At 58.8% G+C, this 23,912-nt stretch carries 14 protein-coding genes; 10 read left to right on the forward strand and 4 right to left on the reverse strand.

What is annotated here, in order from left to right; all coding sequences use genetic code 11:
* Window positions 1-28 precede the first annotated feature (28 nt).
* Entirely contained in the window at window positions 29-1,825 is a 1,797-nt protein-coding gene (locus ACE1BR_RS21465) for a M3 family oligoendopeptidase (RefSeq protein WP_374873854.1), read from the forward strand.
* Between the two features lie 64 nt (window positions 1,826-1,889).
* Here the strand turns inward: ACE1BR_RS21465 and ACE1BR_RS21470 are convergent, their stop codons facing one another.
* Window positions 1,890-3,323, reverse strand: coding sequence for a nucleobase:cation symporter-2 family protein (locus tag ACE1BR_RS21470; RefSeq protein ID WP_374873856.1), 1,434 nt, complete (start codon window positions 3,321-3,323; stop codon window positions 1,890-1,892).
* Between the two features lie 475 nt (window positions 3,324-3,798).
* Between ACE1BR_RS21470 and ycfP the strand changes: the two genes are divergently transcribed.
* The gene (gene ycfP, locus ACE1BR_RS21475) at window positions 3,799-4,338 is read left to right on the forward strand and encodes an alpha/beta hydrolase YcfP (RefSeq protein ID WP_322864663.1); all 540 of its coding nucleotides are present in this window, start codon (window positions 3,799-3,801) and stop codon (window positions 4,336-4,338) included.
* Window positions 4,339-4,413: 75 nt separating this feature from the next.
* The gene (locus ACE1BR_RS21480) at window positions 4,414-5,706 is read left to right on the forward strand and encodes an NAD(P)/FAD-dependent oxidoreductase (RefSeq protein ID WP_374873858.1); all 1,293 of its coding nucleotides are present in this window, start codon (window positions 4,414-4,416) and stop codon (window positions 5,704-5,706) included.
* 79 nt (window positions 5,707-5,785) lie between these two features.
* Here the strand turns inward: ACE1BR_RS21480 and ACE1BR_RS21485 are convergent, their stop codons facing one another.
* The 3 genes from ACE1BR_RS21485 to ACE1BR_RS21495 form a co-directional block, all read right to left on the reverse strand.
* Window positions 5,786-6,427 (reverse strand): energy-coupling factor ABC transporter permease, encoded by a 642-nt coding sequence (locus tag ACE1BR_RS21485; RefSeq protein ID WP_374873860.1) that lies wholly within the window; start codon window positions 6,425-6,427, stop codon window positions 5,786-5,788.
* Between the two features lie 104 nt (window positions 6,428-6,531).
* Window positions 6,532-7,329 (reverse strand): pyruvate formate lyase 1-activating protein, encoded by a 798-nt coding sequence (gene pflA / locus ACE1BR_RS21490; protein ID WP_374873862.1) that lies wholly within the window; start codon window positions 7,327-7,329, stop codon window positions 6,532-6,534.
* Window positions 7,330-7,394: 65 nt separating this feature from the next.
* Window positions 7,395-10,331 carry an EAL domain-containing protein gene (locus ACE1BR_RS21495; RefSeq protein WP_374873864.1) on the reverse strand — a complete coding sequence of 979 codons (2,937 nt, stop codon included), beginning with the start codon at window positions 10,329-10,331 and terminating at the stop codon, window positions 7,395-7,397.
* Between the two features lie 135 nt (window positions 10,332-10,466).
* On the opposite strand from ACE1BR_RS21495, the gene ACE1BR_RS21500 reads away from it, so the two are divergent.
* The 7 genes from ACE1BR_RS21500 (at window position 10,467) to pbpC (ending at window position 23,825) form a co-directional block, all read left to right on the forward strand.
* A complete protein-coding gene (locus tag ACE1BR_RS21500) occupies window positions 10,467-12,155 on the forward strand; it encodes an FAD-dependent oxidoreductase (protein ID WP_374873866.1) in 1,689 nt (562 codons plus the stop codon).
* A gap of 412 nt (window positions 12,156-12,567) precedes the next feature.
* Complete coding sequence (locus ACE1BR_RS21505) at window positions 12,568-13,278, forward strand: UTRA domain-containing protein (protein ID WP_374873868.1); 711 nt, start codon at window positions 12,568-12,570, stop codon at window positions 13,276-13,278.
* 9 nt (window positions 13,279-13,287) lie between these two features.
* Window positions 13,288-14,265 (forward strand): sugar phosphate isomerase/epimerase family protein, encoded by a 978-nt coding sequence (locus ACE1BR_RS21510; RefSeq protein ID WP_374873870.1) that lies wholly within the window; start codon window positions 13,288-13,290, stop codon window positions 14,263-14,265.
* 44 nt (window positions 14,266-14,309) lie between these two features.
* Window positions 14,310-15,575: an MFS transporter gene (locus ACE1BR_RS21515; RefSeq protein WP_374873872.1), complete on the forward strand. Its 1,266-nt coding sequence runs from the start codon at window positions 14,310-14,312 to the stop codon at window positions 15,573-15,575.
* A gap of 168 nt (window positions 15,576-15,743) precedes the next feature.
* On the forward strand, window positions 15,744-16,403 hold the full coding sequence (locus ACE1BR_RS21520) for a DedA family protein (protein WP_374873874.1): 660 nt from the start codon (window positions 15,744-15,746) through the stop codon (window positions 16,401-16,403).
* Window positions 16,404-16,558: 155 nt separating this feature from the next.
* Window positions 16,559-21,451 (forward strand): alpha-2-macroglobulin, encoded by a 4,893-nt coding sequence (locus tag ACE1BR_RS21525; protein ID WP_374873876.1) that lies wholly within the window; start codon window positions 16,559-16,561, stop codon window positions 21,449-21,451.
* Complete coding sequence (pbpC, locus tag ACE1BR_RS21530; protein ID WP_374873878.1) at window positions 21,417-23,825, forward strand: penicillin-binding protein 1C; 2,409 nt, start codon at window positions 21,417-21,419, stop codon at window positions 23,823-23,825. Before ACE1BR_RS21525 ends, pbpC begins: the two co-directional genes overlap by 35 nt.
* The last annotated feature ends 87 nt before the right edge of the window (window positions 23,826-23,912 follow it).

Consider the following 23,912-nt stretch of genomic DNA (forward strand, 5'->3'; position numbering starts at 1 on the left):
CTCCCGATGAAGGCATTTGCGAGACGCTATGTATCAACAACAGTGGAATAACGACCATATCTACCCGGGACTCGACAGCCCCGAGCTGGAAGCGGACATGAGCGCCGCTCGCCACGCGCTGGATGAACTCGCCAGCTTTATGGCGGGTCTAGACGGGGTGCGTGGCGATGGTGCTGCACTGCAAGACTTCCTGCGTGAAGTGCGGCTGCGGAGCCGGGACATTCACAACATTGGCTGGAACGTGGCGATTCTGGCCGCCTGTCGCGGTAGTCAGGATGCGCGGGATGTGCAGGCCAAACAACTGGCGTCCCGTGCTCGTGCCCTCAACGCCGATCTGTTCAAGACTCTGGCGCCGGTGGAAGACCTGATGCTGGCGCTGCCCGAGCCCGAGTTTGAGCAGCTTATGGTCGATCCCCTGCTGGGCGAGGAGGCCTATCGGCTGCGCCACGAGCGCAGAATGCAGGATCAGCGTCTGCCGGTTGAAGCGGAGCAACTGGTCATTGGTCTGGGGACTGACGGACTGCACGGCTGGGGCAACCTCTACAACGATCTGTTGGGCAAGATCAGGTTGGTCATTGATGGCCGCGAGATGGGGCTGGCCGAGGCGAGCAACCTGCTCTCCAGCCCGCTTCGTGCTCTGCGCCGGGAGGCATTCGATGCCATCAGCGCTGGTTGGGAGGGCGAGCAGGAGACGGTCGCCGCCATCATCAATGCCCTCAATGGCTGGCGACTGGAGCTGGCCCGTCAGCGCGGCAAAACCCGCTTGCTCGATGCGCTGGATCTCTCTTGCCATCAGAGTCACATCGAGCGCACCACCCTCGATGCCCTGATGAGTGAAACATACCGGGCCCGTGGGCTGGGGCAGCGTGCTCTGGGGCTGATGGCCGAGCGGCTCGGACTCGATGAGCTGGGGCCGGAGGATCTCTTTGCGCCGCCCCCGGCCGCCAGCAGTTGTGAGATCCCGTTCGAGGAGGCGATCGAGATCATCGCTGAGGCTTTTACCCGTTTCGATCCCGAGATGGGTGAGTTTGCCCGCATGATGGCTGAAAAGGGCTGGATCGATGCCGCTCCCACGCCCAACCGCCGCACCGGAGCCTACTGCACCAAGTTTGCCGCGCCAGTAGAGCCGCGGGTCTTTGTCACCTATGCCGGCACCATGGATAACGTCATTACTCTGGCTCATGAGCTGGGTCACGCCTGGCATAACTGGCTGATCCGCGATCTGCCGATGAGTCAGCGCCGTTACCCCATGACGCTGGCGGAGACCGCGTCCATTTTTGCCGAAACGCTGGTGCGCAGCGCCCTGTTTGAACAGGCACAAACATCAGAACAAAAACTGGCGATTGCCTGGGCCGAGGCCGATGGTGCTGCCACTTTCCTGGTCAATATCCCAGCTCGTTTCGACTTTGAGCGGGCGCTGGTGGTGGAACGGGCGCAGGGCTATGTACCGGCAGAGCGGCTCAAGGAGATGACCGATGAGGTGTGGGGGCGTTGGTATGAGGGGCGCCTCACCCGCTATCACCCCATGTTCTGGGCGGCCAAGGCGCACTTCTCTATCGCCGGATTCGGCTTTTACAACTACCCCTATCTGTTTGGTTATCTCTTCAGCCTCGGTGTCTATCAACAGCTGATGAGCCGTCAGGCGGCGGGCGAGGAGAATGTGGCACAGGCTTATCGTGATTTACTGCGCGATACCGGTCGCATGAGTGCCGAAGCGCTGGTGGCAAAACATTTGGGACAAAATATTGGTGAAGCTGCTTTCTGGCAGGGGAGTCTGGCGTTGGTGGCGGCGGCAGTGGATCGTTTCGAGCAGCTATCGGTCTGATCTGGCGTAGAGTGATCTGGGTTGCAGGCCACCGGACAGTCACGCTGTCCGGTGGCCTGTTGGTTTATGCCTTGTTCTCTTCCGGTGTGGGTACCTTGGTGATCAGTGGTTTGGTTTTCTGGATCACATCAGATTGATAGCCGTTGAAGCAGAGGTTCAGAATCACTGCGCTGATGGTGGAGAGCAGAATGCCGCTATGCAGCACAGGTTGCAGCTCTGCCGGAAAATGTTGGAAAAAACTCGGCCCACCACACACAGGGATCATGCCAATGCTCAGGCTGACCGCGATAATAAACAGGTTGAAGCGGTTGGTGTAATCGGCACGCGACAGGATGCGAATACCGGTGGAGAGCACCATACCGAACATCACTATGCCTGCACCACCCAGAACGAAGGGGGGAACAGAGGCAACAACAATCGACAGCTTGGGAAACAGACCCAAGACGATCATGATGGCGCCCGCCATCACGCAGACCCAACGGCTTGATACCCCGGTGACGCCGACCAGCCCGATATTTTGGGAGAAGGAGGTGTGGGGAAAGCAGTTGAATATGCCGCCGAAAATGGTGCCGATAGCGTCGACGCGCAGGCCACGGGTGATATCGCGCTTGGTGGCTGGACGCTCGACCATTTCGCCAAGGGCCAGAAACATGCCCATCGATTCGATAAAGGTGATTAGCATGACCACCGTCAGGGTGGCGATAGAGACGGGTTCAAAGGTGGGCAAGCCGAAGTGGAATGGCAAAATGAGGGCAAACCACTCGGCTTCCTCCAGACCTGCCATGCTGACGTCTCCGCAGAGTGCCGCCACCACGAAACCGAAGATGATCCCGAGCAGCACCGATATGCTGCTGATAAAGCCTTTGGAATAGCGGGTTAGCACCAGGATGAACAGCAGGACAAGAAAGCTGATGCCGATATAGTGCAGGCTGCCGTACTGGGGATTGCCCACTCCTCCCGCAATCCAGTTGACGCCCACCTGCGAGATGCTGATCCCGATAGAGGTAATGACCACACCGGTGACCACGGTGGGGAAGAGCGGCATGAGTTTGCCAATCAGAGGTACAGCTAATAACGCGATGAGGCCGGAGGCGATGGTCGCACCGAAAATGCCGGTCAAACCGACATCCGGTAAGGCACCGATCGCCACCATGGGGGTAACGGCGGCAAAGGAGACCGACATGATCACCGGCAACCGGATCCCGAGATAGCGGCCAATACCAAAGGATTGCATCAAGGTGACGATGCCACAGCAAAAAAGGTCTGCGCTGATGAGATAGGCCACTTGGTCTTTGGGGAGCCCCAGACTGGGACCGAGTACCAGTGGTACCGCAACGGCACCGGCATACATCACCAAGACGTGCTGCAGGCCAAGGACAAACAGCTGGCTTATGGGGGGGATGCGGTTGATGCCCGCGGTGTCAGGGCGTCTGCTTCTTTTCTTCGTCGTGGCGGGGGAGGGGGTACTCTGGGTGGATAGCGGTTTGGTTTCGTTCATGAACACTTCACTCCTTTAAGCCCGCGCAACAGACACAGGCAAGATAGTGAAAGCCGAAGCTTTCCCGGTCATTGATGTGGTGCCAGATCCATTTATTGACACGCGAGGGGAGGGATCCGGTTTTTGGTCGTGCTGGTGCACAAAACATGCACAACAGTGCTCATCGCGGCAAACGTTTGGCAGTAACGTATTGTTTTTGTGGGGCGAGTCACATCCCTGTCTGTAAAGTGGTCCGAGCGGGATGGTGGGAGTCGGTTGAGGTATCTCAGATTGGTAAGGGGTTTATCATAATTGGTCCGTGACTCTCACTTTGATAGCGTCGGACCTGGCGAGAGGGGATGGTGCATGCCTGCCATTGTGGCAATCAGGCGCAGGGGCGTGATCCAAAGCAAGAAAGTTGGATGTTTTGGTGGCGCGTGAGGCTGCCGCTGGGGTAGTTTCGATAAAACCGACACAGATCCTGAGGTCTTAATCCATGATCATCTACCTGCATGGCTTTGATGCCACCAGCCCCGGCAATCACGAGAAAGTGCTGCAGTTGCAGTTTATTGATGATGATGTGCGTTTCGTGCACTACAGCACGGTTCACCCCCGTCATGATATGAGCCACCTGCTCAAGGAAGTGAAGAAACAGCTCGACATGAGCACCGATCCCAAGCCCCTAATCTGCGGTGTCGGATTGGGTGGCTACTGGAGTGAGCGGATCGGCTTTCTGTGCGGCATTCGTCAGGTGCTCTTCAACCCCAACCTCCATCCCGAAGAGAACATGCAGGGCAAGATCGACCGGCCGGAAGAATATGACGATATTGGCACCAAGTGTGTAACTGAATTTCGTAAGAAAAATTCAGGAAACTGCCTGTGCATCCTTTCCGTTCAGGATGAAGTGCGCGATAATCGGGACACTGAACGTGAATTGAAGAACTATTACGACATCGTGTGGGATGAGCGCGAGACTCATAAGTTCAAAAATATCTCGCATCATCTGCAGCGGATGAAGGCCTTCAAAGAAGCCTGAACCATCACGTCGAACGATTTCGTTTTAGGGAGCCAATGGCTCCCTTTCGTTTTGAGGAACCAAGGAAAAATCATCATGATGAATATTGTCGTTGTAGGCGGCGGCGCCGGTGGTCTGGAGCTGGCCACCAGTCTGGGTCGCAAGCTTGGCAAGAAAAACAAGGCCAAGATCACTCTGGTCGATCGCAATCGTACCCACCTGTGGAAGCCCCTGTTGCACGAAGTTGCCACCGGTTCCATGGATGCAGGCATCGATGCCCTGAGCTACCAGTCTCATGCCAAAAACCACGGTTTTGACTTCCAGCTCGGCTCCCTGACTGACATCAAACGCGATGAGAAACGCATCGTGCTGGCTCCGATCCACGACGACAATGGCGATATCGTGGTCAACGAGCGCGAACTGCCTTACGACTATCTGGTGATGGCCATCGGCTCTGTGTCCAATGACTTCAACACCAAGGGTATCAAGGATCACTGCATCTTCCTCGATAGCCCCTCTCAGGCGCACCGCTTCCACAACAGCATGATGAACCGCTTCCTGCAGTTCGCCACCGAATACCAGCCGGGCGACAAGGTGAAGATTGCCATCGTCGGTGGTGGCGCTACCGGCGTTGAGCTCTCTGCCGAGCTCTACAACGCGGTCGAGCAGCTTTACGCCTACGGCTTCAAGAACCTCACCACCGACAGCCTGAAGGTGACGCTGGTGGAAGCGGGTCCCCGCATCCTGCCAGCCCTGCCGGAGCGCATCAGTGGCGCAGCCCATCAGGAGCTGGTCAAGCTGGGGGTGGACGTGCGTACCGCCACCATGATCACCGAAGCGACCGCCGAAGGTCTGCATACCAAGGATGGCGAGCTGATTGAAGCTGACCTGATGGTGTGGGCGGCCGGTATCAAGGCGCCGGACTTCATGAAGGATATCGCCGGTCTTGAGACCAACCGCATCAACCAGCTGGTGGTGAAAGAGACCCTGCAGACCACCCGTGACGAGAACATCTTCGTCATTGGTGACTGCGCTGCCTGCCCGCAGCCGGATGGCAAGTTTGTACCGCCGCGCGCCCAGTCTGCCCACCAGATGGCCAGCCAGGCATTCAAGAACATCCTGGCCAAGATGAACGGTGGCGAGATGAAGCCCTACCTCTACCACGACCACGGTTCGCTGGTATCCCTCAGCCGCTTCTCCACCGTGGGCAGCCTGATGGGCAACCTGATGCGCGGCTCCATGATGGTCGAGGGCTACATTGCCCGTCTGGTGTACATCTCCCTCTACCGGATGCACCAGATCGCTCTGCATGGCTACATCAAGACTGGCCTCATCATGCTGGTAGGTCGTATCAACCGGGTACTGCGCCCGACCCTGAAGCTGCACTAAGCCGGGATTTGGCACCATTTTGAATACCAAAAGGAGAGGCGATGGCCTCTCCTTTTTTTATGGCGCGTTGCCGCGCGGTTCAGCGGCCCAGATAGGTGCGATCGAAGAAGGTGTTGACCCAGTGGGGGCGGTAGATGGCCAGCATGGTCATCGCCATGCCGTTGAGCAGCGCCTCGGGGAAGAGCAGCAGCGGCCAGATGGAGAGGTAGTCCGCCGTGATGGTATGCCAGGGGTAGTTGCCGCTTATTCCCATCAGCAGGGCGCTGGCTGCCGCCTTGACCGAGATGGCGAGGGCACCGCCAAGAAAGGCGGCAACGAAGAGGTAGACAAAGAGATGGCGCGGCAGCCAGGCCCAGCTGGCCAGAAACAGCAACCAGCTGCTGGCGACCGGCAGGGCAATGCCGACCAGCGCCTGCCAGCCAAAATCGGCCAGATTGGTAACGCCGAAGTAGTCGAGTACCAGCAGAGTCAGGCAGGGGGCGAGCAGGGCCAGCCGCCAGCCCAGCAGCAGGGTGAGGGTGGTGAGCCCGAGAAAATGCACCTCCAGTCCATCGTGCAGACCGGCCCTTAGATACCAGAGCGGTACCAGCGCGATGGCGCTGCCCAGCAGCAGATGCTGATAGAGGGGGTTGTCATGGAGCAGTTGCCACACAGTGCGGCGCAGGCTGAAGGTCAGTAGCAGCAGCCAGATCAGGAGGGCGGCGAGTTGTCCTTCACTCATCTTGTTGTCCATTCATGCAGCGTGTCATGCCGCGCGGGTAGGTTCGGGTGGTCTTCCTGACCCCCTAATAACAGAGCAGGCTGACGAGTCAGCCTGCTTGCACATCAATATTTCACGTTGTTGTGGTACTTGCCAAGGATCCCCTTGACCCGCTCCATGGTCTCCTTGCTGGGCGGCTTGATCCCGCTCAGCTCGTAAGGATCGCCCAGAACGTCCCACTTGTGCTTGCCGAGTTCGTGATAGGGGAGCAGCTCCACCTTCTCGACGCTCTCGCCCAGCTCGGCGATGAACTGGCCCAGCCCCTCGGAGCTTTCGTCATCGTCGCTCCAGGTCGGCACGACCACGTAACGGATCCACATGGTCTTGCCCCGGGCGGCCAGGTGACGGGCAAATTCCAGGGTGTACTTGTTGCTGACGTGGGTCAGCGGAATGTGTTTGTCGTCATTGATCTGTTTGATGTCGAGCAGTACCAGATCGGTCTGGTCGAGCAGCTTGTCTACCTGTTCGTCGAGATGACGAACGAAGCCGTTGGTATCGAGGCAGGTGTGGATTCCTTTCTCTTTACAGGCGGTAAACAACTCGGTAATGAAGGCGGGCTGCAGCATGGCTTCACCACCCGAGGCGGTCACACCACCCCCGGAGGCATTCATGAAGTGACGATAGCTGGTAATGTCCTTCATCAACTCCGGCACTGTCACTTCACGGCCACCATGGGTATCCCAGGTATCGCGGTTGTGGCAGTACTTGCAGCGCATCAGGCATCCTTGCATGAATACGATAAAGCGTATCCCCGGACCATCGACAGTACCGCAGGTTTCAACGGAATGGATCCGGCCAATGGTGCCGTGAGATTCGGCCTGTTGGCTGATTTCAACGGCAGGGATCCGGTTAATGACAGTCATAGACAACTCCAACGATTCGAGCAGGCCGTTATTTTATTACACAAACCCCTATTGATCCTACACCTTTAGTCCGCCGCCTCGCTGGTGAACAGTTGCTCCAGGGCTTTGATGGTGAGGGGGCGGCTGGTGAGGAACCCTTGATAATGCTGGCATCCCAGCTCTTTCAAAATGGCGAGTTGAGCCTCCTCTTCCACCCCTTCGGCGGTAACGGTAAAGCGGAATACCTGGGCCAGATCGAGGATCGCTTTGACGATGGCGCGGTCCTGTTCACTGTGAACCAGGGTCTGGATGAAGCTTCTGTCGAGTTTCACCTCATCGGCGGGCAGATCCCGCAGATAGGCCAGTGACGAGTAACCGGTACCAAAGTCGTCGATGGAGATAAGGATGCCGAGCTCCTTGAGCTGGTGCATCCGGGCGATGCTTTCGGTGCGGTTCTCCAGTACCACGGACTCGGTGACCTCCAGCAGCAGACGCGAGGGCGGCACGCCAGTGTCGCGCAGGATGTACTCCACCTGCTGCACGAAACCCTGGGTGTGGAACTGGCGGGCGCTGACGTTGACCGACAGATGGGGGATCGGCAGACCCCGGTTGAGCCAGAAGCTGTATTGGGCGCAGGCGGTCTTCATCACCCAGTAGCCGATCTCCAGAATGAGGCTGGTCTCTTCGGCGATGGGGATGAACTCACCGGGGGGCACCATGGTGCCATCGCTGCGCTGCCAGCGCAGCAGTGCTTCGATGCCGGACAGGCAACCATTGTCGACCCGGTACTGCGGTTGATAGTGCAGTTGCAATTCGTGGTGACGCAGGGCATCGCGCAATCGGTTGGTGAGGGTGAGTCGGCTCTTCTCGTGGTGAGCCATGGTCTCGGTGAAAAAGATGTAGTTGCCCTGACCCATCCGTTTGGCCATGTGGGTCGCGGTATCGGCCTGCTGCATCAGCGTCAGGTGATCCATCTCGCTGCTGGAGAAGAGGCTGATCCCCACCGAGGCGCTACAGTGCAGCTTGTGATCGCCAATCTCGAACGGGGTGCGAAACAGCCCCATCAGCTCGCGGGCGAAGTGTTCTGCCAGAATTTTGGCTGTCACCTCGCCCTGCCCGAGCTGGGTAAAGAGCAGGGCAAACTCATCCCCCGAGATGCGCGCCTGCACCAGATTGTCTTGCGGGAGTTCCTTGAAGCGGCGCACCACCGCTTGCAACAGCTGATCGCCGCAGGCGTGGCCGAGGGAGTCGTTGATCGACTTGAAGTTATCGAGATCGACCAGCAGCAGGGCCCCCCATTGACCATTAGGTTCGCTCAGGGTTTTCTGCAAAATATCGTTAAGGCTGCGCCGGTTGAACAGGCCACAGAGATCGTCGTAATAGGCGAGCTGTTCAATGTGTTTGGCGGCTTCCTTTTCCTGGGTAATGTCGTAGAAGCTGCAGATAAAGTGGCTGAGCTCCCCCTGCTCATCCTTGACGCCGCTCACCATCAGGCGCACCGGGAAGAGGTGACCATCCTGATGCAGGCAGCGCTCTTCGCCGAGCCAGAACTCCTGTTCGGTGACGGTGCGGCTGACATCCTCCTTGAGGTGGTCACCGTAGTAGGTAGGGCGCAGCTTGCGGATGGAGTGGCCGATCACCTCCACTTCACTAAATCCGGTGATCCGGCTGAAGGAGTTGTTGACCTTGAGGATGATGCCGTTGTGATCCATCACCAGCAGACCGTCATGGGTATTGAAAGCCACTTCGGCCAGCCGCAGGGCATCGTCGGCAGCCAGACGCTGCAACTCGATGGCGGCTCGCTCATGCTGGCTGCTCAAGAGATCCAGCAACAGCTCGGGATCCTCAAGGGGGGTATCGAGCAGCAACGTGATCTGTCCCATGGGCGTGTTGTTTGGACCATGGAGCGGAATACCGATGTAGGCGCTGGCATTGAGGGCCAGCAGCCGGGTGGCTTTGGGATAACGTATCGGCAGATCTTCCACATAGATGGCTTGGCCATGCTGGAACAGCTCTTGCCCCGGCCCTTCGCCCATCTGAATGGGTTTAAGGGTTGAGAAGGTCTCCTCGTTGATGACGCAGCGGGGGATGATCCAGAGATCCTGACCACGGGGCTGGAATTCGCCGATCCAGCCAATGCGGGCGTTACTGGCCGTCATGGCCCAGCGCACCAGAGTTTTGCAGTAGTCGATGCCGGTTTGCCGGTTCAGCTCTGCCGGGAGCGTCAATTCAGCGCGCTCCTCCTCCGGTTGGGGTTGCCAGTGGCCGAGCAGCTGGGCACTGCTGCGCACCAGTTGCAGCATCTCCTCACTGAGCGGGGTGGGGTCAAGATACTCCAGGCTTAATACCCCGAATAGCTTGTCCTGCTCCAGCAAGGCGCCATCGAGACGCGAATTGACGCCAGCATTGGCCAGATAGAGATGGTTGCTCAGCATCGGCTGGTGTGCCGCTTCCGAGAAGCTCAAAGATTTGCGGGTGCGCAGGGCACGGATATAGCGGCTATCACCGCGAATGGGGTAGAGCGCCTCGACCCCCAGCGTGAACACCGGGGTGAGTTGCTCGTAACCCAGTTCACCGTTGGCCTGATAGTGCCAAAGGATGAGCCGATCGGCCCCCAAACTCTCTTTAAGCGCCTCAAGCAGGGGCGCATACTGTTGCTGGCTCGCCATCTGGCTAAGGCGTGGCAACTGCAACGCCAGATCGGCAACCGGCTCTTGCCGCAGGTTCTGCAGGCAGATGAGCCAGAAGTCATCTTGCTCGTGGGCAATGGCGATATGCCACAGCTGGTTGGCAAAGCGCACGGTGATCTTGCCACCATGGCCATTGGCCACCAGTTGTTCGATGGGCTGACGCAGGGCATCAGGGAGCTGTGCAGGCCAGGGGGCGCGCGGCTCATCGAGCCAGTAGAGCGGGGTTTGCATCACGTCGGTCAGGGCGACCAGCCGTTGGCTGCGCAGATCCAGACGGAAAAAGAGCGGCGTCTGGAGGGCAGGGGGAAGATGACTGAGTGCGGTAGACGACATGAACGAACAACATCCTGTTAAGCAACCGTCGAGGTTGCCAGAATACTGCAAAACGGTGTGAAACAAAATTTCATTGAAGTCTAAATTAGAAAGGTCTAATTTATTGGCAATTAACATGTATAAGGAGTCTTGTGGATGAAACGGATCCTGATTATCGGGGGGGTTGCGGGAGGCGCATCGGCAGCGGCTCGTGCTCGTCGTTTGAGTGAAGAGGCCGAGATCGTGATGTTCGAGCGGGGCGAGTTTGTCAGCTTTGCCAACTGCGGTTTGCCCTACCACATCGGGGGCGATATCCCCAATCGGGATGCCTTGCTGCTGCAGACTCCCCAGAGCTTCAAGCGTCGCTTCAACGTAGATGTGCGGGTCTTCCACGATGTGATCGAGATAGACAAGGCGGGCAAGACATTGCTGGTGCGCAACCTGCAAACCGGTGAAGAGCAGCGCGAGCATTACGATGTGCTGCTGCTGAGCCCGGGGGCTGCGCCGATCCGCCCTCCTTTCCCCGGTATCGATAGCCCCCGGGTACATACCCTGCGCAACATCCCCGACATGGACCGGATTCTGGCCTCTCTCCATCACGATCAGCCGCGCCATGTCACCGTGGTAGGCGGTGGCTTTATCGGGCTGGAGATGATGGAAGCGCTGCACCAGCGCAAGCTGGAGGTCACCCTGCTGGAACTATCCGAGCAGGTGATGGCGCCGGTGGACAGGGAGATGGCCAACATGCTCCATGCCCGCATTCGTGACGAGGGGATCGACCTGCGCCTGCGCACCGGCCTCTCCGCCATCGAGAGTCTGGATCTGCCCGCCGAGAAAACCGCCGCAGTGGCTACCGCCAACAGCGGTGGCTTGCGCCTGACCCTTAATGACGGCACTCACCTCGATACTGGTCTCTTGATCCTCGCCATCGGCGTCAAGCCCGAAACCCTGCTCGCCGCCAAGGCGGGGCTGGAGCTGGGTCCGCGCGGTGGCATCAAGGTGGATGCTGGCATGCGTACCTCGGATCCCTTCATCTATGCAGTGGGGGATGCGGTCGAAGAGATTGACTTTATCACCGGCGAATCTGTGTTGATCCCGTTAGCAGGCCCGGCCAACCGGCAGGGACGCATCGCCGCCGACAACATGCTGGGCCGCAGCGAGACCTACAAGAAGACCCAGGGCACCGCCATTTGCAAGCTGTTCGATCTGGCAGTGGCCAGCACCGGCCTCAACGAGAAGCGGCTGGTGCAACTGGGGCTGCCGTTCGAGAAGGTCTATGTCCATCCGGGCAGTCATGCCGGTTACTACCCCGGCGCTCATCCGGTCAGCCTCAAGCTGCTGTTTGCCCCTGATGGCAAGATTTACGGCGCGCAGGCCATCGGCAAAGATGGCATCGACAAGCGCATCGACGTGCTGGCAGTGGCCCAGCGTGCCGGTCTCACCGTGTTTGATCTGCAGGATCTGGAGCTCACCTATGCACCGCCCTTTGGCTCGGCCAAGGACGTGATCAACATGGCCGGGTTCGTGGCGAGCAACCACCTGAAAGGCGATACTCTGCTCTGCCATGTGGCCGAGGTGCAGGCTCGTAATCCCCATCAGCAGGTGGTGGATGTGCGCAATGGCCCCGAGCTCGACAAGCTGGGCCGCATTCCGGGTGCCATCCATATTCCCCTCGACGAGCTGCGTGGTCGTCTGCACGAGTTACCCAAGGATAAAGAGCTACTCATCAGCTGTCAGGTCGGGCTGCGTGGTCATGTTGCCTGCCGCTTGCTCAGTCAGCACGGCTTTAAAGTGAAGAACCTCTCCGGCGGTTTTAAAACCTGGCAGATGGCTACCTTGGAGTAACTTTTTTTGCATTTTTTACCAGCCCTTCCATAAGGTTAGCTATGTGAGGGCTGGTTTATTGCCTCAATATTAAATCCTGTCTGATATGAATCCCCGCCTGTTGAAATGAGACGATAACGTCCATAAGCCCCGATTTAGATGGATGTTATCTTGTCATGATGGATAGCCAATCGAACGTCTACTGGTGTTGATAGAAGCCTGCCTTGAGATTATCCACACCTTTTTTTGCACATTAACACATCTCCTCACGTTCAATTAAAGTTGCAATTTTTTGCTCGGTACGTCGAAAAATGCATTTTCTCTGGGAGTGAAATCACACTTTGGCATCATGAGTTCAGTCTGCGGTTGCTGGTTAAGGGGGCGAGATAGTAAGGTGCTTTCCAATCTGGTTTAAACCAATAAAGAAGGCTCGATGTCAGACCCCATACACACCGTCGAGGCAGCCAAAGTTGCCCTGGATAAGTGGATTGCAGAAAACAGGCTGAAACCCGGATGCAAGTTGCCATCCGAGCGCGAGTTATGTGATGTGCTCAAGGTAAAGAGAATGACGCTGAGACAGGCTTTATTGAGCCTTGAGTCAGACTCATGCATTTTTAGAAAAGATCGTCGGGGCTGGTTTATGACTCCAGCCAGATTTATATACAACCCAAACTCCTCTTCCAGTTTTCGCATTTCAGCCGAGGAGCAGGGGCGGGTGCCCAGTTGGGGCTATTTGGCAAAGACGCAACTCTATGAATATGATGAGCGACTTGCTGATATTTTTTTTAACGGTGAGAGCGAAGCTGTTTATCAGATAACCGGATGGGGGGCACTGGATGATCATAAAGTGTTTTATCATGAAACATATATCAACCCAGCGTATGCACCTGATTTTATCGAATACATTGGAAATGAGTCTTTGCAATCATTATGGTTGACACGTTTTGCACAAAACGTGAAAACAAAGCATCTGACATTTCGTCCAATCAGAATGAATGGTGATGTTTGCAAACATTTGGGATGTGCGCCAGGCTCCCCCGCTATCCTCGTGGAAAAACACCGAGCCAATGCGAACGATGTGGTTGTACATATCGATATTGAATATTGGCGATTTGAGACTGTGGATTTTGTGATTAATTTATGAGGGATTGAAATGAATATAAATCAGGCTAAAAAAATTATCGAACGGCATGCGCGGTTGCCACTTTATCTACATGCCTATTCTTATCATATGAACATGCGCATGGAGCAGATATTACCTGCTGATTTACTGGATATTGCCCATCAGCAGCACTTGCACGGCGTTAAAATACATATTCTTGATGGGGAGAGCCGTTCTCTGCAACAGATGAGTGACGATGAGTTGGCCGCGTTTCGCCACAAGGCTGAGCAACTTGGGCTGGATATTAATCTGGAGATCAGCTCTTCAGCCCCTGCAGAGATCGATGAAGCAGTGGCTGTTGCGGAAAAAATAGGAGCCACCTCGTTGCGCTTCTACCCCCGTTATGAGGGGCATCTGTCGGTTGTGTTGGCGAGGATCCGGGAAGATTTGGCTCATCTTCGTCAGCAGCACGGCCATCGTCAACTGACTTTCACCATCGAACAGCACGAGGACTTGAAGTCTGGTGAACTGGTGCAATTGGTCAGGGAGAGTGGTATTGCATCTCTCTCCCTGTTGTTTGACTTTGGTAACATGATCAATGCCAATGAGCAACCGCTGGAGGCGTTGGATATCATGGCCCCACTGATCACCCATGTGCACATCAAAGATGCCAAGATAGTTCAGGAAGGGACAGGATTGGGGCATATAGCCTGTGCATCGGGTTCCGGAGACATGCCGTTTGAGGAGATGCTAAAACAGCAGATTTGTCTGGGGGATGAGAAGCCACAGGTAGTCGCCTATGGGATGGAGGAGGAGGTAGATTATTATGCTCCAGCCTTCCGTTTTAGTGATGAGGGTAATGACCCCTGGATCCCATGGCGAGAGATGAGTGAAACTCCCTTGCCAGCACCGGAACAATTATCCCAGCGTTTAGCACAAGAAAAGCAGGATGCCCTCAAACAGATTGAATATGTCAGGGCCATTTTGAACAAGCTGGTTGCACAGGCCAAAGAGATTCTTAGTAAATAAAAACCCCATTGCAGTTGTTTTAACATCAGCCAAGAGATTCTATTATGCTCACTAAAAAGAGATGGGCTATTTTTAGCCTGCTCACACTGTGCGGTGGCACAATATATAAGTTACCTTCGTTAAAAGACGCTTTTTATATTCCAATGCAGGAATATTTCCATCTAACCAATGGACAAATTGGTAATGCCATGTCGGTGAACTCGATGGTAGCGACAATAGGCTTTTTCTTTTCTATTTATTTTGCTGATAAATTGCCAAAGAAATATACCATGTCATTTTCATTGACGGCCACTGGCCTGCTTGGTTTGTATTTATCGACCATGCCTGGTTACTGGAGTATTTTGTTGGTGTGGGCATTGTTCGGCGTCACCTGTGACATGTTGAACTGGCCTGTTCTGCTCAAGTCGGTCAGCACGTTGGGTGATAATACCCAACAGGGCAGGTTGTTCGGTTTCTTTGAAACTGGCCGCGGATTGGTAGATACCATCATCGCTTTTGGCGCTCTGGGTGTGTTCACCTATTTTGGCAGCACTATGGCCGGTTTTCGGGCCGGGATTCTGTTCTACTCCATCGTGGTGATTGTGGTTGGTATCGGCATCTTCTTGTTAATGAATGATGAGGAGCGGGTCCGGGACGAGAACAAAGTGAAGGACAATACCTCCGGGATCTCTTCAGTGCTGAAGAACAAGCTGGTGTGGTTGATCGCGCTGAACATCTTCTGTGTTTATTCCGTCTATTGCGGTCTTACTTTCTTCATTCCCTTTTTGAGCAAGGTCTATGCCCTGCCGGTGGCGCTGGTGGGGGCCTATGGCATCATCAACCAATATTGCTTGAAGATGGTTGGGGGACCCATCGGTGGGATCATTGCCGATAAAGTGTTGAAATCTCCCAGCCGTTATCTCTGCTACAGCTTTATCGTCAGCACGCTGGTCTTGGTTCTGCTGATCGTGTTGCCTCACGAACAGATGCCTGTCTATCTGGGGATGGCTTGTACTCTGAGCTTTGGTGCCGTGGTGTTTACCCAGCGAGCGGTCTTTTTCGCCCCTATCGGGGAGGCAAAAATCAAGGAAGAGCACATAGGTTCTGCGATGGCGATGGGGAGCTTCATTGGTTATGCTCCGGCCATGTTCTGCTTCAGCCTTTATGGCAATTTGCTTGATAAATACAGCGGTCTGCTGGGTTATCAGGTCGTGTTTGGCATCATGGCTTGTTTTGCTTTTGCTGGTTCGATCATCTCTATCATGTTGGTACGAGAGATCAGACAACGGAGTACTATGGCTGCTATCGAGGAGCCACATCCTGTCTTCTGAGTGAGCACCCTGTCTGGGGCTGTCGTTATCGAACGACAGCCCCATCGACCGTAGCAACATTTCGACACACTTTTTTCTTCCTGCGGGACAAAATTAACGTTTTGTTCATGGTGATAGTGCTATAACGCCTGCCTGATCCGCTATGAATGCTGTGGTAGGGAGTAATAGATGCTGGATATGTTGATGGCCATTTGGCATCAGGACTTTGATGCCCTGATCCAGATGCAGGCGGTACCACTGCTGGTCTGTTGTCTGATGCTGGTGCTGCTGCTGGAGTCCGCATTTGTCTTTCTGCCACTGCCGGGGGACAGTCTGGTGCTGTTGGCTGGCGGGCTGGTCGGTATGGGAGTGTTTGGCCCGGAGGTCACCCTCATCTATCTACCGCTGGCTGCGGGCCTTGGCTCGGTGGTCGCTTATTTGCAGGGAAGGGCGCTGCAGCGCACCCGCTTTATGGACCATATAGAGCGGATGTTGCCGCCAGATAGTCTGCCCAAAGCGACCCGCTTGCTGCAAAAGTATGGTTTTCTCGCAATGTTCTCCTCCCGTTTCATTCCGTTCGTGCGGGTGCTTACCCCCATGCTGATGGGCATTGGTCGTCTGAGTGTGGTACGTATGAGCGTCGCCAGTTTTGCCAGCGCTTTTTTGTGGGCTCTCTCGGTCAGTTTGCTCGGCAAGGTGGCGATGTCTACCCCCTTCTTTACTCATCACAGTGAGCTGTTGACCCGTGCCCTGCTGATCACCTCGCTGGTGCTGTTTTTGGCGGCCGTCATGGCGATCCTTGTTCGCTGGTTCAAAGGCGGGCCGAAAAGCGAGATCACCCACGACTAGGCGACAGCCCTTGCCACATCTCTGTGGTGAGGCAGGGGATCTGGCCGATGAATTGCCGCCATTCAGATAATGCGCTTTGTGTCTAACAAGCGAGATGTCTTATCCTGTTGCCTGTCACGCTGCGATGGCAGCGAATCCAATCCAGGATGGAATCTATGCGCCCCTTTCACGCTCGTCCGGTTTCCCACCGTTGTGCCGCTCATGTGCCTGTCACCCTGACTCGTAGCCGCTGGTCAGCCCTGTTGCTCTCCTGTTTGGCCGGTTTGCTACTGGTTGGTTGCGGCCCTGACAAGTCGGCCAGCCAAGTACCGACCACCGAATCCACTGCGCAGCAGGAGGCGGGGGCGCCTAGCTCGGTAGTGCAAGCCAATACCCGTCAATATCGTGATGCCCCGGCGCTGGCATTGGTCTTCTCCGGTCCATTGGCACCCAAGGCCAATTGGCAGAGCTGGCTTTCGGTCAGTGAGGGGAGCAAGCAGGTGCAGGGGGAGTGGATCCTGGCCGACGATGGTCGCACCCTCTATTTCCCGAACGTCCAGCCCGATAAAAGCTATGAGGTGAGTCTTAAAGCAGGGCTGGGTCCATCCCCCCAGAGCTGGACCCTCAAGACCCGCCCGCTGGAGGCGGGAGCCTCCTTTACCGCCAGCGGCATGGTATTGCCGCTGCGCGACGAGCTGCGCCTGCCCATCAGCGCGGTCAATGTGGACGAGGTCAATATCGACTTCTTCCGGGTCGATGCGGAATACCTGCCCCGTTTTCTGGCCGAGTATCGCCCCGGTTCCGGCATGGGCAACTGGGAGCTTGAGCAGATCACCAAGCGGGCCAAGCGGGTATTCAGCGGCCGCTATGCGCTGGAACTCGATGCCAACCGGCGCGAGACCCGCCTTATCAATGTGAAGGAGCCGCAGTTGGCGGAGGCTGGCGTCTACTTTGCGGTGATGTCGCCCCTTGGCAACTACGACTGGCGCAAGGAGACCACCTATTTCGCGGTGAGCGACATGGGGCTCAGTGCCCGCCGTTACCGCGATCAGCTGGAGGTGTTCGTGAGCTCCCTGGCCAGCGCCGACCCGCTCAAGGATGTGCAGCTCTCCCTGCTCGATGAGAAGGGCAACCGACTGCAGGTGCAAAACACCGATCCGCAGGGCCATCGCCGCTTCGATCAGGTGCAGGGTGCTCGCCTGCTATTGGCCGAGCAGGGCAACCATCTGGCAGTGCTGCGCCTCGACGGGGCGGCGCTCGATCTCTCTACCTTTGATCTCGGCACCCAGCCCTGGCAGGCCCAGCAGCTTTATCTGTTCAGCGGGCGCGATCTCTATCGTCCCGGCGAGCGGCTCGACAGCGAGATCCTGCTCAAGGGCCAAGATGGCCAACTGCTGCCGGGTATGGCGGTTGAGCTGGAGGTGAAACAGCCGGATGGTCAGCTGCTCGAACAAAAAAGACTGCTGCCGGATAATCTTGGTGCCGCCCACTACGGCCTGCGTCTGCCGGACGATGCACCGCTGGGGCGCTGGACCATCAACCTCAAGACCGCCGCCGGTAGCCGCTTCGAGTGGCCCTTTTTGGTGGAGGAGTTTTTGCCGGAACGGTTGAAACTGCAGCTTGGCAAGGGGCCGGATGGGGAAGTGACTGATCTGGACGCCGCCCTGACTTTGCCGCTGCAAGGGGACTATCTCTACGGCGCGCCGGCGAGTGCCACCAAGGCCAAGGCGGAGGTAAAGATCAGCCGCGCTACCATGCCTTTTACTCAGTGGCAGGAGTTCACTCTGGGTGACGTGCTGCTCGCCGAGCAGGCCAAGGATCTCGAGCCCCTCAATCTCACCCTCGATGCGCAGGGGCAGGGGACTGTTTCGCTTGCTGATGAGCTCGATGGAGTGCGCGCTCTCGGGCCGCTGGAGGTGGCCTATCGGGTGTCGCTCTCAGAGCCCGGTGGCCGCGCCGTCAATCGCAGCCGCACCCAGTATGGCTGGCCCGCGGGTAGCCAGTGGCCCGCGCTCAAGGCCGATTTCGTGACGGATCGGGTGGAAGGGGGCAAGCCGCTGCCCTTCCAGATCCTCAACCTCGATGACAAGGGCCAGCCGGTGGCGGGGGCGGTGAAGGTGCGCCTCATCAACGAGTACCGCGACTACTACTGGCACTACGCCGATGGCGAGGGGTGGAAGTACGAATTCAACAGCCAGCCCTATCTGGAGCAGGAGCAGACCCTGCAGCTGGATGGCAAGGGGCCGACCCCGCTCACGCTACAACTGGCGGCGGGCTGGTATCGATTGGAAGTGGAGAACAGTCAGGGCCATCAATCCAGCCTGCGGGTGGAAATAGGCAGTTACGCCTGGGGCGGTGGTGGCGAGCAGGCGCGGCCTGACAAGATTGCCATCACCCTCGATAAGCGCGCCTATCTGGCGGGTGACAAGGCCAAAGTGACGCTGGTGGCGCCGCGCCCCGGCAAGGGGTTGCTGCTGGTGGAAGATGGCGACGGCCTGCGCTGGTGGCAGCGTATCGAGCTCAAGGGGGGCGGTGGCGAGGCCAAGGATGCCCGCGGCGAGTTCGAGATCCCGGTCAGTCCCGAGTGGCAGCGTCATGACCTGCATATCTCGGCCCAGATCGCCGGGTCAGACAGTGCCTCCAAACCGGTCGGCAAGCAACAGGGGCAGAGCCTGCGCTCGGTCGGTCTGGTGCCGCTCACCCTGGATCGGGAAGCGCGCCGTCTGCCGCTCACTCTGAGCGCGCCTGATAAAGCGGTGCCGCTTACCCGACTGGAGGTAACAGCCACCTCCACCCCCAACAGTCAGGGCCGCGTGGTGCTGGCCGCGGTGGATCGGGGCGTGCTCAATATCAGCGATTATCAACCCCTCGACCCGTTCGAGATCTTCTTTGGTCGCAAGCGCTTCGCCCAAGATTTGTTCGATAACTACGGCCAGGTGATCCCGCCGCAGGATGGCAAGCTGGCCCGCCTCAACTATGGGGGCGATCGGGCGCCGCTGAAAAAGGGCGGTGCGCTGGAGAGCCGGGTCGAGATCGCCGCGCTCTGGAGTGGCGAGGTGAGTTTTGATGAGCAGGGCAAGGCGGTGATCCCACTCGATTTGCCCAACTTCAACGGCGAGCTGGCGCTGATGGCGCTGGCCTGGAACGAACAGCAAGTCGGTGAGGCCGAGCGCGCCGTCAAGGTGGTGGCGCCCTTGGTGGCCGAGATCGGCTGGCCGCGCTTTGGCGCCAGAGGGGATGAGACCCGGGCGCTGGTGCAACTGCGCAACATGAGTGGCGAGGATCAGACCCTCTCCCTTGCCTGGACCCTCAATGGTGGGCTAAAGGCAAACGGCGAGTTGCCCGGCACGCTGTCCCTCAAGAACGGCGAAGAGCAGTGGCTGACCCTGCCGCTCACCGTGACCGGGGCGAGCGGCGTAGCGAGCCTGCAGTTGGCGGCCAGCGGCAAGGATTTTGCCATCAGCCGCGACTGGACTCTGCCGCTGCGCTCCCCCTGGCCTGCCGAGACTCGTCAACGCTATCAGATGCTGGCCCCCGGCCAGCAGATGAGCTTTGCGCCAGCTGAGCTGGCCGGGCTGGAGCGTGCCAACCTGCACGGGTTGCTCAGCCTCTCCGGCACCCCGCCCTGGGATCCTGCAGCCCAGTGGCAGGCGCTGGCCGACTACCCCTATGCCTGTCTGGAGCAGACCTTGTCCCGTGCCTGGCCCTATCTGCTGACCACGGTGGATGAGCGCATCGCATGGAGCAAACCCGCAGCGGGCAAGAACGCGGCGAGCGAGGCGGACGTGCAACGCGCCCTGCTGCAGCGGCTGCAGCGGTTGCAACTGCCAAGCGGCGGCTTTGGTCTATGGGATGGTCGCTCCGACGAGGAGCAGTGGCTCACCGCCTATGCCGCCGACTACCTGCTGGCGCGCAAGGAGGCGGGCGACGCCGTGCCGGAGGCGATGCTCAATCAGGCGCTGAATCGGCTGCAAAGCTATCTCACCGACAGCCAGTACGGCGAGCGCTGGAGCAGTGCCCCCGAGCACAGCCGATTGGCCTATCAGGCCTACAGCGCCTATGTGCTGGCCCGGGTGGGCAAGGCGCCGCTCGCTACCCTGCGCCTTATCTGGGAGCAGCAGGCCGATCACGCCAGATCCGGTTTGCCGCTGCTCCACCTCTCCTTGGCGCTCTCGGCCATGGGGGATGAGCAGAATGCCGCCAAGGCCCTCAGCCGGGCGTTAGGGACCGAGCGTGGTGACGACTATCTGGGGGATTACGGTTCGCCGCTACGCGATGAAGCCCTCGAGCTCTCCTTGCTGCGCCAACACAAGCTGGCGATGGATCGCTGGCCAGCCCTCAGCGCCAAGGTGGCCGATACCCTGGCCCACCGTCAGTGGCTCAGCACTCAGGAGCGGCTCGCTCTGCTGCGACTCGCCCGCTTCGATCCGGCCGTCGACTGGCAGGCCAAGGTGACTTCCTCTCTTGGCAGTGGATCCCTGAGCGGTTCGGCCCCGCTGCAGCAGGGCGTCCCCGAGGCACTGGCCGCGAGCACCGTTACTAACGAGGGCAAGGGATCCCTCTATGTGCAGCGCACTCTGGTCGGCTACCCCGAACAGGCACCGTTACGGGTCAGTAAGGGGATGAGTGTGACCCGCAGCTGGTTCAATAGCGACGGTCAGCCGTTTGATCCCGCCAAGGTGAAGGTGGGCGATCTGGTGGTGGTGCGGCTCAACGTCAGCAGTGAATCGGCGGTGCCCGATGCCCTGCTGGTAGAGATGGTGCCCGCCGGCTTCGAGCTGGAGAACCCGGCCCTTGGCAACAGCATCAAGCTCGAAGAGCTCTCCATCGAGGGGAAACCGGCGTGGCAGAGCGAATGGAACGACTATCTCAAGCATCAGGAGTTTCGCGATGACCGCTACACGGCGGCGCTGGATCTGAGCGAGGGGAGCAACCAGCAGCTGGTCTACCTGATGCGGGCGGTGACGCCGGGTCGCTATCAGGTGCCGCCGACCCAGGTGGAGGATATGTACCGGCCCGAGCTGCGGGCTGTGGGTGAGGATATCCACGAGGTGCGTATCTCTGAGTAACGTTCCCTCCCTGGAGCGGGTTCGCCCGCTCACTTTTTGGCAGCGTGGCTGGCTGAAATTAGGTCGCAGTGGCCGCGCTGGCTGGCGCTGGCTTGGTCGCCTGCCACGCTGGCTGCGTTTCTCGGTGCTGGGAGTTGTAGCACTGCTCCTGTTATTGCTGGCGCTGGATCGACTCTTCCCGCCGCCGCCACTCGACCCTGCCTACGCGCGGGTGGTGCTCGACATGAAGGGGAGGCCGCTGCGCGCCTTTGCCGATACCAGCGGCGTGTGGCGCTACCCCGTGACCCTGGAGCAGGTCTCCCCCCGCTATATCGAGGCGCTGCTGGGCTACGAGGACCGCTACTTCTGGCGTCATCCCGGGGTCAATCCGGTGGCCATGGTGCGGGGTGTCTGGCAGTGGCTGCGCTATGGGCGCGCCGTCTCGGGCGGATCCACTCTCACCATGCAGGTGGCGCGCCTCATCGAGCCCTACCACAGGAGCGTGCCCGGCAAGCTGCGCCAGATGGCCCGCGCGCTGCAGCTGGAGTGGCACTACGACAAGCGCACCCTGCTCACCGTCTACCTCAACCGGGCACCGTTTGGCGGCAATCTGGAGGGGGTGCAGGCGGCAAGTTTTGCCTACCTTGGCAAGAGCGCCGCCAAGCTGACTTATGCCGAGGCTGCGCTGTTGGCGGTGCTGCCGCAGGCTCCCAGCCGCAACCGGCCGGATCGCCACCCCGAGCGGGCCCGCACCGCCCGCGACAAGGTGATGCAGCGGCTGGTGGCACAGGGTGTCTGGCCCGAACAGGCATGGCTGGAGGGGCGCATCGAGCCGGTGCTGGCTCGCGGTCACTTCACGCCGATGGAGGCGCCGCTGTTTGCCCGTCTCGCCGCCGACAATCAGGCCGGGGCGCTGGTGCACACCACCATCGACGGCGATCTGCAGCGTTGGCTGGAGGGGCGGGTGGCCAGCTATATCCGTCGCTTCCCCGAGCAGACCTCAGCGGCGTTGCTCTTGGTAGATAACAAAACCATGGCGGTGCGCGCCTACGTGGGCAGCGCCGAGTATGGCAATTTGCGCCGCCACGGTTACCTCGACATGGTGCAGGCGATCCGCTCCCCCGGCTCTACCCTCAAGCCCTTCATCTACGGTCTGGCCATGGATGAAGGGTTGGTGCACTCGGCCTCCCTGCTCTCCGATGCGCCGAGACTGGGGTCTGATTATCGCCCCTCCAACTTTTCCGGTGCCTTTCAGGGGCCGGTGACCCTTGCGCAGGCGCTGCAGCAATCCCTCAACGTGCCGGCGGTGCAGGTGCTGGAGGCGCTCGGGCCGGACAAACTGGTCAGCCGCTTCGACAACGCCGGGGTGAGACTGGCGCTCTCCGACAAACCCAATCCGGCCATCGCGCTGGGGGCGGCGGGCATTCGGCTCGAGCAGCTGGTGGCGCTCTACAGTGCGCTGACCCGGGAGGGGCAGGTGGCGATGCCGGTCTGGCTGGCGGGGCAGCAGGCGGTGTCGCGCCCCTTGCTGAGTCCGGGGGCGGCCTGGATCATCTGGCAAATATTGAGCGCGCAGGGACGGGCGGACCAACCCTTTGCCAGCGAGGCGACCGGCCGGGTCAACCGGCTGGCCTGGAAGACCGGTACCAGCTACGGCTATCGCGACAGCTGGGCCATGGGGGTCTCAGGTCGCTGGACCATCGGCGTCTGGCTTGGGCGCCCCGACGGTACCCCCATGCCTGGTTTTTACGGCCAGAGCGCGGCGGTGCCGCTGCTGCTCTCTGTCTACTCGCGGCTGGCTGACAACAGCCCCCTGCCGGCACAGCCCAATACGGTGAGCGAAGCCGAGATCTGCTGGCCGCTGGGGCGCAAAATGAGCTCGACCCTGCCTGAGGCCTGCTTGCAGCGTCAGAGCGCCTGGTTGCTGGAAGAGCGCGATCCCCCCACCTTGCCGGATCCCATGGACTGGCCCTCGCCGCTGCGTCAAGTTGCGCTCACTGCCGCGGGCAAGCCGACTCTGACCCGTTGCCCCGATGCGGCGCAATCCGGTTTTCGGGCCCTCTGGCCATTGTCGCTGGAGCCGTGGCGGTCCCCCGGCGAGCGACGGCAGGCGCTGCTGGCCAGCGGTTGTGCAGGGGAGGGGCAGAGCGCCGAGCTGCAGGCTCCCATTCGCATCGTGGCGCTGGGGGAGGGCAACCTTATCCGCAGCCAGCGCTATCGGCTGCAGCCCAAGGTGCTCGGCGGTGTCGGCAAGCCGGCCTGGTTTCTCAACGGCCAGCGGCTGCGTTGGGATGGCGATCAGGTGCTGAGTGTGGCGGGTCGTTATCAGCTGGTGGTGGTGGATGAGGCGGGCAACAGCGATCGCATCGAGTTTCGCTTGGAGAATCCCTCCTGAGCGAGGGGCCGTTGCACACTGCTTTCGCCAGAATATTGACGGTGGTGGAGCAGCGATACCGTCAATATGTCAACGCCCTCTGTGGTT

Source organism: Aeromonas sp. MdU4, from assembly GCF_041929505.1.
In the GTDB taxonomy this organism is placed as follows: domain Bacteria; phylum Pseudomonadota; class Gammaproteobacteria; order Enterobacterales; family Aeromonadaceae; genus Aeromonas.